15 protein-coding genes are annotated in these 15,580 nt (G+C 56.1%); 8 read left to right on the forward strand and 7 right to left on the reverse strand.

Annotated elements, in window-relative coordinates; genetic code table 11:
- Positions 1–32: 32 nt before the first annotated feature.
- Both ynfE and KGP25_RS10720 read right to left on the reverse strand, forming a co-directional pair.
- The gene (gene ynfE, locus KGP25_RS10715) at positions 33–2,414 is read right to left on the reverse strand and encodes a selenate/tellurate reductase subunit YnfE (RefSeq protein WP_223540405.1); all 2,382 of its coding nucleotides are present in this window, start codon (positions 2,412–2,414) and stop codon (positions 33–35) included.
- Positions 2,415–2,545: 131 nt separating this feature from the next.
- The gene (locus tag KGP25_RS10720) at positions 2,546–2,815 is read right to left on the reverse strand and encodes a DUF1161 domain-containing protein (protein WP_223540406.1); all 270 of its coding nucleotides are present in this window, start codon (positions 2,813–2,815) and stop codon (positions 2,546–2,548) included.
- Positions 2,816–2,919: 104 nt separating this feature from the next.
- Between KGP25_RS10720 and KGP25_RS10725 the strand changes: the two genes are divergently transcribed.
- Positions 2,920–3,630, forward strand: a complete 711-nt coding sequence (locus KGP25_RS10725; protein WP_072052294.1) for a YnfC family lipoprotein — start codon at positions 2,920–2,922, stop codon at positions 3,628–3,630.
- Positions 3,631–3,773: 143 nt separating this feature from the next.
- Here KGP25_RS10725 and speG read toward each other — a convergent pair whose 3' ends face one another.
- Positions 3,774–4,334: a spermidine N1-acetyltransferase gene (gene speG / locus KGP25_RS10730; RefSeq protein ID WP_048030664.1), complete on the reverse strand. Its 561-nt coding sequence runs from the start codon at positions 4,332–4,334 to the stop codon at positions 3,774–3,776.
- Entirely contained in the window at positions 4,334–4,672 is a 339-nt protein-coding gene (locus tag KGP25_RS10735) for a DUF1283 family protein (protein WP_023335541.1), read from the reverse strand. The genes speG and KGP25_RS10735 overlap by 1 nt, the downstream gene beginning before the upstream one ends.
- Positions 4,673–4,824: 152 nt before the next feature.
- Between KGP25_RS10735 and KGP25_RS10740 the strand changes: the two genes are divergently transcribed.
- From KGP25_RS10740 to KGP25_RS10760, 5 genes are all read left to right on the forward strand, one after another.
- Positions 4,825–5,151 (forward strand): YnfA family protein, encoded by a 327-nt coding sequence (locus KGP25_RS10740; RefSeq protein WP_021241222.1) that lies wholly within the window; start codon positions 4,825–4,827, stop codon positions 5,149–5,151.
- 111 nt (positions 5,152–5,262) lie between these two features.
- Positions 5,263–6,477, forward strand: a complete 1,215-nt coding sequence (gene manD, locus KGP25_RS10745; protein ID WP_023292552.1) for a D-mannonate dehydratase ManD — start codon at positions 5,263–5,265, stop codon at positions 6,475–6,477.
- Between the two features lie 14 nt (positions 6,478–6,491).
- Positions 6,492–7,511: a Zn-dependent oxidoreductase gene (locus KGP25_RS10750; RefSeq protein ID WP_223540407.1), complete on the forward strand. Its 1,020-nt coding sequence runs from the start codon at positions 6,492–6,494 to the stop codon at positions 7,509–7,511.
- Between the two features lie 73 nt (positions 7,512–7,584).
- Positions 7,585–8,952: an MFS transporter gene (locus KGP25_RS10755; RefSeq protein WP_045910620.1), complete on the forward strand. Its 1,368-nt coding sequence runs from the start codon at positions 7,585–7,587 to the stop codon at positions 8,950–8,952.
- A gap of 219 nt (positions 8,953–9,171) precedes the next feature.
- Positions 9,172–10,635 carry a mannitol dehydrogenase family protein gene (locus KGP25_RS10760; protein ID WP_223540408.1) on the forward strand — a complete coding sequence of 488 codons (1,464 nt, stop codon included), beginning with the start codon at positions 9,172–9,174 and terminating at the stop codon, positions 10,633–10,635.
- A gap of 43 nt (positions 10,636–10,678) precedes the next feature.
- On the opposite strand, the gene ydfZ is transcribed toward KGP25_RS10760, so the two are convergent.
- Positions 10,679–10,882: a putative selenium delivery protein YdfZ gene (ydfZ, locus tag KGP25_RS10765; protein ID WP_014883679.1), complete on the reverse strand. Its 204-nt coding sequence runs from the start codon at positions 10,880–10,882 to the stop codon at positions 10,679–10,681.
- 287 nt (positions 10,883–11,169) lie between these two features.
- On the opposite strand from ydfZ, the gene KGP25_RS10770 reads away from it, so the two are divergent.
- Positions 11,170–11,601: a universal stress protein gene (locus KGP25_RS10770; protein WP_045910417.1), complete on the forward strand. Its 432-nt coding sequence runs from the start codon at positions 11,170–11,172 to the stop codon at positions 11,599–11,601.
- Positions 11,602–11,636: 35 nt separating this feature from the next.
- Here the strand turns inward: KGP25_RS10770 and KGP25_RS10775 are convergent, their stop codons facing one another.
- Both KGP25_RS10775 and ydfG read right to left on the reverse strand, forming a co-directional pair.
- The gene (locus tag KGP25_RS10775) at positions 11,637–12,323 is read right to left on the reverse strand and encodes a GntR family transcriptional regulator (RefSeq protein ID WP_008502405.1); all 687 of its coding nucleotides are present in this window, start codon (positions 12,321–12,323) and stop codon (positions 11,637–11,639) included.
- 91 nt (positions 12,324–12,414) lie between these two features.
- The gene (gene ydfG, locus KGP25_RS10780) at positions 12,415–13,161 is read right to left on the reverse strand and encodes a bifunctional NADP-dependent 3-hydroxy acid dehydrogenase/3-hydroxypropionate dehydrogenase YdfG (protein WP_023292548.1); all 747 of its coding nucleotides are present in this window, start codon (positions 13,159–13,161) and stop codon (positions 12,415–12,417) included.
- Between the two features lie 142 nt (positions 13,162–13,303).
- Here ydfG and dcp point away from each other — a divergent pair, with 142 nt between their 5' ends.
- A complete protein-coding gene (gene dcp / locus KGP25_RS10785) occupies positions 13,304–15,337 on the forward strand; it encodes a peptidyl-dipeptidase Dcp (protein WP_223540409.1) in 2,034 nt (677 codons plus the stop codon).
- The last annotated feature ends 243 nt before the right edge of the window (positions 15,338–15,580 follow it).

Consider the following 15,580-nt stretch of genomic DNA (forward strand, 5'->3'; position numbering starts at 1 on the left):
TTGGTGTGTTGCGGGTTGCCTTTTGCCAGTGGTTAAGGGCGGTGTGTGGTCAGGGTGTTGATGCATGAGCCGTGGTCGATGCGATCGCCACTCATATTGGCGTCGTGCCAGGCACCCTGGCCCATAGCGCTCACGCCGGGCATGATGCGCGGCGTCACTTTTGCTTCAATTCGCACCTCGCCGCGTTCGTTAAAGACGCGCACCGTATCGCCGTTCTTAATGCCGCGTTTTTCGGCATCGACAGGATTAAGCCAGACCTCCTGGCGACAGGCGGCTTTCAGCACGTCTACATTACCGTAGCTCGAGTGGGTACGGGCCTTAAAGTGGAAACCAAACAGCTGCAGCGGGAACTGCGCGCGCTCGGGCGCATCCCAGCCGTCGAAGGTTGATGCGTAGACGGGCAGCGGACTGATGGTCTCATCTTTTTCCAGCTCCCAGGTGGCCGCAATCTCCGCCAGCTTGCTGGAGTATATTTCAATCTTACCCGATGGCGTTTTCAGCGGGTTGGCTTCCGGGTTTTCGCGGAATTTTTTATAGGCCACAAAATGGCCGTTCGGATCTTTACGCTTGTAAATACCCATTTTTTTCAGCTCGTCATAGGACGGCAGTTGAGGGTCTTTTTCGAGCATTTTGGCATACAGATACTGCAGCCACTGTTCCTGCGTCCGTCCTTCGGTGAATTTCTGATGGATATCCGGCCCGAGGCGTTTCGCCACTTCGCTCATGATCCAGTAGATGGGCTTGCGTTCAAATTTCGGCGCGGTCACGGGTTGAAGGAATATCAGGTAGCCCATGTTACCCGCATAATCGTTAGGAATGATGTCTTCCTGTTCGACGGTCATCAGGTCTGGCAACACGATATCGGCATACTTCGCTGACGACGTCATGAAGTTATCGATGACCACAATCATCTCGCACTTGCTTTCATCCTGCAGGATATCGTGGGTTTTATTGATATCGGAGTGCTGGTTGATGAGGGTATTGCCCGCGTAGTTCCAGATGAACTTAATCGGCACGTCCAGCTTATCCTTGCCGCGCACGCCGTCGCGCAGGGCGGTCATCTCCGGACCGCGGGTGATAGCGTCCGTCCAGCTGAAGCAGGAAATTTGCGTTTTGACCGGGTTATCCGGCAGCGGCATACGTTCGATGGTGATGGTGTAGGTGGACTCACGCGCGCCGCTGTTCCCGCCGTTGATCCCCACGTTCCCAGTCAGAATAGGCAGCATGGCGATGGCGCGGGAGGTCAGCTCGCCGTTTGCCTGGCGCTGTGGTCCCCAGCCCTGACAGATGTAGGCCGGCTTCGCGGAGCCGATTTCGCGGGCAAGCTTAACGATGCGATCCGCCGGAATGCCGGTGATGCGTGAGGCCCACTCCGGCGTTTTCGCCGTGTGGTCATCACCCTGGCCGAGAATATACGCTTTGTAGTGAGCGTTAGCGGGCGCGCCTTCCGGCAGCGTTTTTTCGTCATAGCCGACGCAGTATTTGTCGAGGAACGGCTGGTCGACCAGGTTTTCGTCGATTAATACCCAGGCAATACCCGCTACCAGCGCGGCATCGGTACCCGGACGGATTGGGATCCACTCATCTTCACGTCCGGCTGCCGTGTCGGTGTAGCGCGGATCGATAACAATCATGCGCGCGTTGGACCGCTCGCGAGCCTTTTCCAGATAGTACGTAATCCCGCCGCCGCTCATGCGCGTTTCTGCCGGGTTATTGCCGAACATGACTACCAGTTTGGTGTTTTCGATGTCCGAGGTGCTGTTGCCGTCGTTGCTGCCGTAGGTGTAGGGCATCGCGCAGGCAATTTGCGCCGTGCTGTATGTGCCGTAGTGGCTCAGGAAACCGCCGTAGCAGTTCATCAGACGCGCCACCAGCGAAGCGTAAGGGGAGGAGCGGGTGATATTGCCCCCGACAATCCCGGAGGAGTAGTTGATATACACCGCTTCGTTGCCGTAGTCGGCCACCACGTCTTTCAGGCTGGCGGCGATCGTGTCGAGCGCTTCATCCCAGGTGATGCGTTCGAACTTACCTTCGCCGCGTTTGCCCACGCGCTTCATCGGGTAGTTCAGACGGTCAGGGTGATTGATTCGGCGGCGAATTGAACGTCCGCGCAGGCAGGCGCGCACCTGGTGATCGCCATACACATCCTCACCAGTGTTGTCCGTTTCGACCCAGTACACTTCGTTGTCACGCACGTGCAGACGCAGCGCACAGCGGCTGCCGCAGTTGACCGAGCAGGCGCCCCACACCACGGTATCTTCAGGCGGCTGGACGGCGTGCTTCACCGCCGCGGCGGCGCTTTTTAAACCAAAAGGCAGCGAGATCCCACCAGCGGCAAGCGCCAGAGAACCTATCGCCGTAGATTTCACGAGAGTTCGACGGCTAATTCCGCCGTGATGTTCAATATCGGACATGGCTCACCCCATCATTATAATTGCGTATTATTTTTCCCGAAATGATATCCGGGCTAATGATGGGGTGAGTGTTACTTATTTGGGGGTATTAAATCTTAATCCTCATCAAATCAAAGGGGATTGAGGGGCAATTACTGAGGTTCAGCTGCCGCACCACTGCCTGTGCGGGTGTATAAAATTTTGAAGGTGTCGTTGGCGCAGTGGCCTACCACCTGCGTGCCCGCCTGGTCGGCCTGGTCGTTCGGCACAATGCTCAGCGTAAACCCTGATTCAGGCACGCCGTTGTTGATAATCTTCTGCTGAATGTCGCTTTTCACGCGCTCGCAGGAATCCGGTGCCGCCAGCGCGACCGTTGAGGCACTCATTAACAGCAGGGCGGTAATCCAGGGTAACCGTTTCATCTGTAGCTCCTTTTCTCTGTGTAGAGATTAATTTTAGCAGGCTTCGTGTAAACAACTGTATTTGCTAATATGATTGGGAATAATCTCCCTCTACGGTAATAAATGTGAAGAAATACGCAGCGATAACGCTACTGGCAGCAACACTGATGGGGTGCGACAACAGCTCCGCGCCGCTGTCGTTTACGCCCGAGATGGCGAGTTTTTCAAACGAGTTTGATTTTGATCCGCTGCGCGGACCGGTCAAAGACTTTACCCAGACGCTGTTCAACGAGAAGGGCGAAGTGTCCAAACGGGTCACCGGCACCGTCTCGACGGAAGGGTGTTTCGATACGCTGGAGCTGCACGACCTGGAGGCCAACACCGGCGTGGCGCTGGTGCTGGATGCCAATTACTATCTTGACGCAGAAACCCAGCAGCGCAAAGTGAAGCTGCAGGGGAAATGCCAGCTGGCCGAACTGCCGTCAGCCGGGGTGACGTGGGATACCGACGACAACGGTTTTGTGGTGGCGGCGCACGGCAAAGAGATGGAAGTGAAGTATCGCTACGACGCGGATGGCTACCCGCTGGGCAAAACCACCGTCTCCGGGGATCAGCATCTGTCCGTCCAGTCGACGCCGTCTAAAGATCTTCGCAAAAGAATGGATTACTCGGCAGTGAGCATGTTGAATGATAAGCCGCTGGGCAACGTGAAGCAGAGCTGCGATTACGACCGCCACAATAACCCGGTGAGTTGCGATCTGACGATCACGGACGACAGCGTCAAACCTGCCGTTGAGCGCAAGTACACCATCAAGAACACGATTGAATATTACTGAGAGTAACGTGCATTTTGTACGTTTCGCCCGGCGGCGCTACGCTTGCACGGGCCTACAATGAAGCACCTTGTAGGCCGGGTAAGCACAGCGCCACCCGGCAAGAAAGACAGCGCAATGGTTCATGACAAGGTTTGTCATCAATCTCACTGCGCGGTAGGTTTCAGCAGGCTGGCGCCTGACGGTTTGTGTCCGGCCAGGTGCTGATGCTGGAAAATGCACATGCGGATGGTATTGCGGTATTCACCGTTAATAAAGAACTCGTGAATCAGCTCGCCTTCCACCATGAAGCCCAGCTTACGGTAGATATGGATCGCTTTCTCGTTCTCTTTGTCCACAATCAGGTAAAGCTTGTAGAGATTCAGAACGTTGAATCCGTAATCCATTGCCAGCTTAGCCGCCCGTGACGCAAGGCCTTTTCCCTGATGCTCAGGGGAGATGATGATCTGAAACTCCGCCCGGCGGTGAACGTGGTTGATCTCAACCAGCTCCACAAGACCCGCTTTTTCACCTTCACACTCCACCACAAACCGACGTTCACTCTGATCGTGAATGTGCTTATCGTAGAGATCGGACAGCTCGACAAACGCCTCGTAAGGCTCTTCGAACCAGTAGCGCATCACACTGGCATTATTGTCGAGCTGGTGGACAAAGCGCAGGTCCTCACGCTCCAGCGGACGGAGTTTAACGTCGCAGGACACCGACATTATGGGGCTACCGTGCGGCCAGTGCGGCGATCCAGGCAGCGCAGGGTGTTTGGCTCCCAGTAGGCATTGACGTTTGCACTTTGCTGACACTTATCGCGCGCGTCAAAAGCGACATCTTCTTTGTCCCACTCTTTTTCAGCACGTTTGTTGACCTTCTGACGAAGGTTACGGGTGTCATTCCATTGTTCTTTGTCCATGGCGGCGTTCTGACGGCTTTGCGCGCTGTCACCAGACTCAATAATGAGCTTGCTGGTTTCCGCTGTCGCAGAGGCGGCAAAGGCGAACGATGACAGCGCCAGCAGGGCTGTCAGACAAAGGCGTTTGCTTAATGTGGTCATAGCGTTTCCTTTTAAATGGGTGCAGATAATCAAGTTACCCCGTACAGATTCTACACTAAAGCGAAATGACGGCATACCCGCGGAGCAAGTATGGAAAAGTAAAGGGCATCATCAGGTATGATGGTTAAATAAATCCTCACCTGACGTGAAAAATGCTTAAAACGACGCTGCTTTTTTTTGCCACTGCGCTATGCGAAATCATCGGTTGCTTCCTCCCCTGGCTCTGGCTGAAGAAGGGAGGATCCGTACTGTTGCTCATCCCGGCAAGCGTCGCGCTGGCCCTGTTTGTCTGGCTGTTAACGCTGCATCCGGCGGCCAGTGGGCGCGTTTACGCGGCCTACGGTGGCGTCTATGTCTGCACGGCGCTGCTGTGGTTACGCGTAGTGGACGGCGTCAAACTCAGCGCATACGACTGGGCCGGGGCGCTGATTGCCCTGTGCGGTATGCTGATTATTGTGGCGGGATGGGGGCGCGCATGAGCCCCCTGGTTTTGTGATCGTTAGCTGATTTTATGATCATTATACTTGTATGGTAGTAGGGTTGATGGGTAAATTTCCAGCATCACAACGAACGATGTAAGGAAAGGAATTATGAAGATTGTCGCGGCTGACGTGTTTGTTACCTGCCCGGGGCGGAACTTTGTCACCCTTAAAATCACCACCGATGAGGGGATTGTCGGTCTCGGTGACGCTACGCTAAACGGACGCGAGCTCTCCGTGGCCTCTTACCTGAAGGATCACCTTTGCCCCCAGCTGATTGGCCGCGATGCGCACCGCATCGAAGACATCTGGCAGTTCTTTTATAAAGGCGCCTACTGGCGTCGCGGTCCGGTTACCATGTCGGCCATCTCCGCCGTGGATATGGCGCTGTGGGATATCAAAGCCAAAGCGGCCAACATGCCGCTCTACCAGCTGCTGGGCGGCGCCTCCCGGGAAGGGGTGATGGTCTACTGCCATACTACCGGCCACACCATTGACGACGTGCTGGAAGATTACGCCCGTCATAAAGAGATGGGCTTCAAGGCGATCCGCGTGCAGTGCGGCGTGCCGGGCATGAAAACCACCTACGGCATGGCCAAAGGGAAGGGGCTAGCCTATGAGCCTGCGACCAAAGGCGACTGGCCGGAAGAGCAGCTCTGGTCTACCGAAAAATACCTCGATTTCACGCCGAAGCTGTTCGACGCGGTGCGCAGTAAATTTGGCTTCAATGAGCACCTCCTGCACGACATGCACCACCGCCTGACGCCAATTGAAGCGGCGCGCTTCGGCAAGAGCATCGAAGCATTCCGCATGTTCTGGATGGAGGATCCAACGCCTGCGGAAAACCAGGCCTGCTTCCGCCTGATCCGCCAGCACACCGTCACCCCCATTGCGGTAGGCGAAGTGTTTAACAGCATCTGGGACTGCAAGCAGCTTATCGAAGAGCAGCTTATCGACTATATCCGCACCACCATTACCCACGCGGGCGGCATTACCGGGATGCGTCGCATCGCCGACTTTGCTTCGCTCTATCAGGTGCGTACCGGTTCACACGGTCCGTCGGATCTGTCGCCCGTTTGCCATGCCGCCGCGCTGCATTTCGACCTGTGGGTACCTAACTTTGGCGTGCAGGAATACATGGGCTACTCCGAACAGATGCTGGAGGTCTTCCCGCACAGCTGGCGCTTTGATAACGGCTATATGCATCCGGGCGATAAGCCGGGGCTGGGCATTGAGTTTGATGAAAAGCTGGCGGCGAAATACCCCTACGATCCGGCCTATCTGCCGGTGGCCCGCCTTGAAGACGGCACGCTGTGGAACTGGTAAGCGAGGAGCGAACGATGAAAAGCGTAGTGATTCAGCAGCCAAACCAACTGGTGATTGAAGAGCGGCCACGCCCGGAACCAGGCGCAGGCGAAGTCCGCGTGAAAATCACGCTGGCGGGTATCTGCGGGTCGGACAGCCACATCTATCGCGGCCATAATCCTTTTGCGAAATATCCACGCACGATTGGCCACGAGTTCTTTGGCGTGATTGACGCCACAGGCGAAGGGGTTGACGCTGCCCGCCTGGGCCAGCGCCTCGCGGTTGACCCGGTGATCAGCTGCGGGCACTGCTACCCGTGCTCCGTGGGAAAACCGAACGTCTGCACCTCGCTGGTGGTGCTGGGGGTGCACCGTGACGGCGGCTTCAGTGAATATGCGGCAGTGCCCGCTCAAAATGCCTGGGCCATTCCGGATGACATTCCCGATCGACACGCCGTCATGGTTGAGCCCTTTACCATTGCCGCCAACGTAACCGGGCAGGCGAAACCGACGGAACAGGACGTCGCGCTGATTTACGGCGCTGGCCCGATGGGGCTGGTCACCGTGCAGGCGCTGAAAGGCGTCTATCAGGTGAAGCAGGTTATCGTGGTTGACCGCATAGACGAGCGCCTGGCGATGGCGCGGCGCAGCGGCGCGGATTGGGTCTTTAATAACGGCGAGCAGTCGCTGCAGGCCGCGCTGGAGGAAAAAGGCATCAAACCGACGTTAATCATTGATGCCGCCTGCCATCCATCTATTTTGCAGGAAGCGATAACCCTGGCCTCGCCAGCGGCGCGCATCGTGCTGATGGGCTTTTCCAGCGAGCCGAGCCAGATTGTTCAGCAGGGCATTACCGGCAAAGAGTTGGCGATCTTCTCCTCGCGCCTGAATACCAACAAATTCCCGGTCGTCATCGACTGGCTGAAGAGGGGGCTGATCGATCCGGAAAAACTGATCACCCATACTTTTGACTATCACTACGTAACAGACGCCATCGAACTGTTTGAGAAAGATCAGCGGCAGTGCTGCAAAGTCTTACTCACGTTCGGCCAATAATCATTTACGCGATTAAGAGCCTGCGCAGACAGGCTCTATGTGGTTCGCATCTTACCTTTCAGAGATAGCCATCATGACACAAGTACAACCGCAACGATCCACCGCCGATCTGGTGAAAGCCGCCGTTTCCGGCTGGCTTGGCACCGCTCTGGAGTTCATGGACTTTCAGCTTTACTCGCTGGGGGCCGCCCTGGTCTTTCATGAGATCTTCTTCCCCGAACAGTCTGCCGCGATGGCGCTGATCCTGGCGATGGGGACCTACGGCGCAGGCTATATTGCGCGCATCGTCGGGGCCTTTATCTTTGGCAGAATGGGCGACAGCATTGGTCGTAAGAAGGTGCTGTTTATCACTATCACTATGATGGGGATCTGCACCACGCTGATTGGCGTCCTGCCGACCTACGCGCAGATCGGGATTTTTGCCCCGGTTTTGCTGGTGACGCTGCGCATCATTCAGGGCCTGGGCGCTGGGGCTGAGATCTCGGGGGCGGGGACCATGCTGGCGGAGTACGCGCCGAAAGGAAAACGCGGCATCATCTCCTCGCTGGTGGCGATGGGCACGAACTGCGGGACGCTGAGCGCAACGGCGATCTGGGCCATCATGTTCTTTGCCCTTGACCGTGAACAGCTGCTCGCCTGGGGCTGGCGCGTACCGTTCCTCGCCAGCGTCGTGGTGATGATCTTTGCCATCTGGCTGCGTATGAATCTCAAGGAGAGCCCGGTCTTTGAGAAAGTGAACGATGCACAAACCGTGCAGCCGGACACGTCGCTCGGTTCCATGGTGAAAAGCAAATCCTTCTGGCTGGCGACAGGTCTGCGTTTCGGCCAGGCGGGCAACTCGGGGCTGATCCAGACCTTCCTTGCGGGCTATCTGGTCCAGACGCTGCTGTTCGATAAAGCCATCCCTACCGATGCGCTGATGATAAGCTCCATTCTCGGGTTTATCTCCATCCCGCTGCTGGGCTGGCTTTCCGATAAAGTGGGGCGCCGTCTGCCGTACATTATTCTCAATATCTCCGCCATTCTGCTCGCGTACCCGATGCTGTCGATCATCGTCGATAAGAGCTATGCGCCGGGGACGATCATGCTCTCTATCATCGTTATCCATAACTTCGCCGTTCTGGGGCTCTTCGCGCTGGAAAATATCACCATGGCGGAGATGTTTGGCTCGCGAAATCGCTTTACACGTATGGCCATCTCCAAAGAGGCGGGCGGTCTGGTGGCGGTGGGTTTTGGTCCGGTGCTGGCAGGGATTTTCTGCAATATGACCGGTTCCTGGTGGCCGATTGTTGCCATGCTGGTGGCCTATTCCGTGATTGGACTGGTCTCGGCGATCCTGATGCCGGAAGTGCGCGATCGTGATTTGAGCGCGGCGCATGACGCAGCTGAGTCTGCGCCAAAAGAGACGGTCGGTTACGGCGCTGTCTCCTCGCGACGCTAGTGGTTTATAGCTTGCGTGACTTATCACACAACTTTGTTTTTATGTCACACCACATGACCAAAAGTTAATATAAATCAAAATCTCAAACGGCAGTATCAGTATGGTTGATGGCAGTAATTTTTTACCCCAACTGCCATTCTAGTTGGTGTAGTCAGCAGGCGCTGCCGCTTCAGAAAGAGCGGCAGCGATCCACAGCTTTCTAATTAACGAGTCTTAATCATGGAAAATACCTTATTACAGGCCAATGCGACGCTGCCTCAGTACGATCGCGACAGCCTTAAAGCTCGCATCGTTCATTTAGGCTTTGGCGCATTTCACCGGGCGCATCAGGCAGTGTATGCCGATATCCTCGCCGCTGAGCACGGCAGCGACTGGGGCTACTGGGAGGTTAACCTGATTGGCGGTGAGCAGCAGATTGCCGATCTGAACGCGCAGGATAACCTCTATACCGTGGCGGAAATGTCTGCCGATGCGTGGACCTCCCGCGTAGTTGGCGTGGTCAAAAAGGCCCTTCATGCGCAGGTTGACGGGCTGGAGACGGTGCTGGCGGCGATGTGTGACCCGCAGGTTGCGATTGTCTCTCTGACCATCACCGAGAAAGGGTACTGCCACTCGCCGGCGACCGGGCAACTGATGCTCGATCATCCGTTTATCGTCGCCGACCTGCAAAACCCGCACCAGCCAAAATCTGCGCCGGGTGTCGTCGTGGAAGCGCTGGCGCGTCGCAAAGCGGCGGGTCTGCCGGCGTTTAGCTTGATGTCCTGCGACAACATGCCGGAGAACGGTCACGTGATGCGCAATGTCACCTGCGCGTACGCCCGTGCGGTAGACGGTGAGCTGGCGGACTGGATCGAATCCCACGTCACCTTCCCGTCAACCATGGTGGATCGCATCGTGCCTGCGGTCACCCCCGACACGCTGGATAAAATTGAACGGCTGACCGGCGTGCGCGATCCGGCGGCGGTGGCCTGTGAACCGTTCCGCCAGTGGGTGATCGAAGATAACTTTGTGGCAGGGCGTCCTGCGTGGGAAAAAGCCGGGGCCGAACTGGTGTCGGACGTGATCCCGTTTGAAGAGATGAAGCTGCGCATGCTCAACGGCAGCCACTCGTTCCTGGCGTATCTGGGCTATCTGGCCGGTTACCAGCATATCAACGACTGTATGGAAGATGAGAACTACCGCCTCGCCGCGCACGCGCTGATGCTTGACGAGCAGGCGCCTACGCTGAAGGTCAAAGGCGTTGATTTAGGTCGTTATGCCGATCTCCTGATTGCCCGCTACAGCAACCCGGCCCTGCGCCATCGGACATGGCAAATTGCGATGGACGGCAGCCAGAAGCTTCCGCAGCGCATGCTGGATTCCGTGCGCTGGCACCTGGTGCATCAGAAGCCTTTCCCGCTGCTGGCGCTGGGCGTGGCAGGGTGGATGCGCTATGTCGGCGGCGTGGACGAGCAGGGTAATGCGATTGACGTGAGTGATCCGCAGCTGGCAGTGATTCAGGCGGCGGTTAAAGGCAGTACGGAAGGGGAAAACCGGGTCAAGGCGCTGCTCGGCATCGAGGCCATCTTCGGCAAGGAATTACCGCGTGAAGCCGTCTTTGTTGATGCGGTGATGAAGGCGTACCAGACGCTGCTGCAAAAGGGTGCGAAAGCGACCGTGGCACAGTACGTGTCTCAACAGTAATTCAGCACATGCCGCCGCTCGCGGCGGCATGTCTGCGCACCGTTTAGTGCATACCCAGGCGAATCAGCTCAATCGGTTCGAACTTACCTTCGCATCCTTCCACTTCAACCGTTTTGCTGCGGCGCACCTGCGCGGCATCCAGCCCGTCGCTGTGGATCGCTTTAATCACGCCAGTTTTGCCCGTGCCGCTAATCATGACGCGGCTGCCGGTGGTGATTGCATTGCGGTTACGGTCGTATGTCATCATGGTATTTTCTCCTCTCTAACCTGTTCGTTACGGCGTTATTTCAGGGTTGCCGTTCACGGAGCATATAAATACGCCTGTCTGCATCACATGTTTTTGTTTTTGATCAAACTCACACTTTTTTCTTTATTGTGCCGGGCGCTGACGGTTCACGACAGCAATTGACAAAGCAGACCGTTATTTTCATTTATTGATAGTTTCAGAAGGGAAGCGTTGAGGGTTGGTTTATATTCCCGGTGCCATTCTGGGTACAGGAAATAACCCTTTCATCGGAATAAGGAGTCAGGCTTATGTATAAGAAGATTTTGATGCCTGTTGATGTGTTTGAAATGGATTTGAGCGACAAAGCGGTTCGCCACGCGGCAAACCTTGCGAAGGCAGAGCGCGCCTCGATTACCCTGGTCAATATTCTGCCGGCCAGCAGCCGATCCCTGCTGCGCGGATTTAATGCCGATATTAAAAAGTTCGAAGAGTATATGACCGAGGAATCCGGTAAGAAAATGAACGCGTTAAAAAGACTGTTCGATATCTCGCCGGAGAAAATTGACAGCCTGGTGCGCTTTGGCAACGTCCGCGATGAAATCATCAGGCTGAGCAAGGAGGGGGAATATGACGTGATTGTCATCGGGTCGAAAAATCCGGGCATCACCACCCATCTGCTGGGATCAAATGCGGAATCTATCCTGCGCTACGCCACAATTCCGGTGTTAGTCGTTCGCTAAACCTATCGCCGCGTCCGAAAGGGGGCGGCGTAATATTACTCTTCGCTAAACCACTCGCTATTTTCCTGACGAATCAGCTGCACGGATTCGCTAATTTCCTGCAGATGCAGCGTCATCGCTTTTTCCACGCCGTCCGGGTCGCGTTTTTCCAGCGCGCTGAAAATATCGTGATGCTGTCGGAGCAGCATTTCCGGCGGGGAGACGTGATCGAGACTCATATAACGCACGCGGTCGATGGTGGCCTTGATGTTTTCGATGGTGTCCCAGGCCAGCTGGCAATCCGCAATCTGCGCCAGTTTCTGGTGGAATTCATCATCAAGCTGGAAGAAATCATTCAGCTGCTTACGGTCAATCGCAATCCGCTGCTGATGCAGGTTTTGCTCCAGCAGGTAACACTGCTTGTCGTTGATGAGCGTTGCGGCACGGCGCGCCACCGCGCATTCAATGGCCTGGCGAACAAAACAGCCGTTGCGCACCTGAGAGAGTGAAATTTTGTTCACGTAGCTGCCGCGCTGCGGGCGGATCTGAATCAGACCGTTTTCCGCAAGCTTAATAAACGCTTCACGCACCGGCTGACGGGAAACGTCAAAACGCACGGACACCTCTTTTTCAGAAAGCGGCGTTCCCGGTGGGATCAGGCAATGGACAATATCACGTCGCAAAATGCGATAGATTTGTTGGTTTACGGGCTGGGTGGGATTGAGTTGCGATTCTGCGGCCATGAGTTGTCATTTCTCAGAGAGTTAGCCTGAACATACTACCATTCTTTTATAACCCGAAACAGACCCGGCCCGCAGGCCGGGAAGGGCAGCGTTAGCCACGATGGACGCTAAGTCCGGCAAAACTCTGGCTGACCGGCATCATTTCTACGGTATTGATGTTGACGTGTTTTGGCAGCGTCGCCACCCACCAGACCGTTTCGGTGACATCTTCCGGCGTCAGGGCGTTGGCGTTTTCATAGGTTTTGTCTGCTTTCGCGTCATCGCCTTTGAAACGCACGTTGGAAAACTCGGTGCCGCCCACCAGGCCCGGCTCGATGTCGGTGACGCGAATGGCGGTGCCGTGCAGATCGGTCCGCAGGTTAAGGCTGAACTGGCGCACAAACGCTTTTGTCGCCCCGTAGACGTTACCGCCTGCATAGGGCCAGCTTCCGGCGGTGGAGCCGATATTGATAATGTGGCCACGATTGCGCTCGACCATGCCCGGCAGCACCGCGCGGGTCATATAGACCAGCCCTTTGTTGTTGGTGTCGATCATGTTTTCCCAGTCTTCCACGCTGGCTTTGTGGGCAGGCTCCATGCCCAGCGCCAGACCGGCATTGTTGACCAGCACGTCGATGGCGCGCCATTCTGCTGGCAGATTCGCAATCATCTCTTCGATCGCCGCGCGATTACGCACGTCCAGCTGCGCGGTCAGAATGCTGTCGCCTAGTTCGTCCTTCAGCTCCTGCAGACGTTCCTGACGGCGGCCGGTCGCGATAACCTTGTGCCCGTTGGCGACGAAGCGACGCGTGATGCTTTCACCAAAACCTGCCGTTGCCCCGGTAACTAAAATAATCATCTCACTGTTCCTCAACGCTTTTTGTGTTGTACTAACATAGCACGGCCGTAGAGGGTGCGTTAAGGCAACATTTGTATGACAGCGTTGCAGGGGAAGGCGGCCTGGCCTACTCTGGGAGGATACCCGTACTCAGGAGCGAAAGATGACGGCCACGAATCCTTTTTTTAACATCAGCCTGCTGCCTTACCAGGCCCCCCATTTTGATGAGATCAACGACAGTCACTATCGTCCGGCCTTCGATGAAGCCCTTCGCCAGAAGCGGGTGGACATTGACGCGATTGTCGCTCAGGCCGCTGCGCCTGACTTTGCTAACACCGTGCTGGCGCTGGAGAAAAGCGGCGCTTTGCTCGCGCGCGTCAGCAGCGTGTTCTTCGCCATGACTTCCGCGCACACCAATCCGTATTTACAGGAGCTGGAGGAACAGTTCTCCACCGAGCTTGCCGCGCTGGCAAACGATATCTGGCTGAATGACGTGCTGTTTGCCCGCGTGGAGAGCGTCTGGCAGGACCGTGCCGCGCTTGACGCCGAATCCCGCCGTCTGGTCGAAGAGACGTATCAGCGGTTTATTCTGGCCGGCGCGCGTCTGAATGAGACAGAAAAGGCCGAGCTAAAGGCGTTGAATACCGAGGCGGCCTCCCTGACCAGCCAGTTTAACCAGCGTCTGCTGGCGGCCGATAAAACGGGTGGGCTGGTGGTGGACTATGCGCACCAGCTTGACGGGCTAAGCGCCGGTGAGATTACTGATGCGGCTCAGGCTGCCGCGGAGCGAGGGCTAAACGATCGCTGGCTGATCCCGCTTTTGAACACCACCCAGCAGCCCGCGCTTTCCGCGCTGCGCAATCGTCAGACGCGCGAAAACCTCTTCAACGCAGGCTGGACGCGTACCCAGAAAGGGGATGAAAACGATACTTGCGCGCTGATCCTGCGTCTGACGGCGCTACGTGCGCGACAGGCCCGTCTGCTGGGCTTTGAGGATTACGCCAGCTGGAGCATCGCCGATCAGATGGCGAAAACCCCGGTCGCCGCGCTGGAATTTATGCGCGGCATTGTGCCTGCCGCTCGCGCCCGCGCGGAACGCGAGCAGGCCGACATTCAGAACGTTATCAATGATGAGCAGGGCGGTTTCACCGTGGAGGCCTGGGACTGGGCCTTTTATGCGGAGCGCGTGCGCCAGGCAAAATATGCCCTTGATGAGTCGCAGATCAGGCCCTACTTTGCGCTCAATACCGTGCTGCAGGATGGCGTATTCTGGGCAGCCAGCCAGCTGTTTGGCATTCGCTTCGTCGAACGATTCGATATCCCGGTATATCACCCGGACGTCCGCGTATGGGAAATTTTCGACCACACAGGTGAGGGCATGGCGCTGTTTTACGGTGACTTCTTTGCCCGTGATTCCAAACAGGGCGGGGCATGGATGGGGAATTTCGTCGAGCAATCCTTCGAGTTTGCTGCCCGTCCGGTGATCTACAACGTCTGTAACTATCAAAAACCGGCGAATGGCGGTGTCGCGCTTCTCTCTTGGGATGACGTGATAACCCTGTTCCACGAGTTTGGCCATACGCTGCACGGTCTCTTTGCCAGCCAGCGGTTCGCCACGCTTTCCGGCACCAATACGCCGCGTGATTTTGTTGAGTTCCCGTCGCAAATCAACGAGCACTGGGCCAGCCATCCACAGGTGTTTACCCATTATGCGCGCCATTACGAAACCGGTGAGCCGATGCCGGACGCGCTGCGGGAAAGCATGCTCAACGCGACCCATTTCAACAAGGGTTATGACATGACTGAACTGCTGGCTGCCGCGCTGCTGGACATGAACTGGCATGGCATCGGCGAGGCCGTTTCGAGCGTGGAGGATTTTGAAGCGGCTGCGTTGAAAAAAGAGGGGCTGGATCTGCCAGCCGTGCCGCCGCGCTACCGCAGCAGCTATTTTGCCCATATTTTTGGCGGCGGCTACGCGGCGGGGTATTACGCCTACCTGTGGACGCAGATGCTGGCGGACGATGGCTACCAGTGGTTTGTTGAGCACGGCGGCCTGACCCGTGAAAATGGGCAGACATTCCGCGAGGCGATTTTGTCCCGTGGTAACAGCACGGATTTAGCCGAACTGTATCGCAACTGGCGCGGGCACGATCCGCAGATTGAGCCGATGCTGGAGAATCGCGGGCTGAGCGAATAGAGTCAGTCTCGTCAGAAAACAGAACCGGGCTTATGCCCGGTTTTTTATACGTTTCATCGTTCCTGTGACCACGATAACAAAAATAGCCTTAATATCCATTCTGAGGAAATACAACCGCTGAGGTTAACAGTTACTTTTACCGGTATATTTAATTAACCGGGTTTGGGCTGTAAAAGAATTAATGATTAATAATTAGATCTTGACTGTAAAAATTACATGTTCTTTAGCTTCATGCTTTTAGCT

Source organism: Enterobacter sp. JBIWA003 (assembly GCF_019968825.1).
Classification (GTDB): domain Bacteria; phylum Pseudomonadota; class Gammaproteobacteria; order Enterobacterales; family Enterobacteriaceae; genus Enterobacter; species Enterobacter quasiroggenkampii.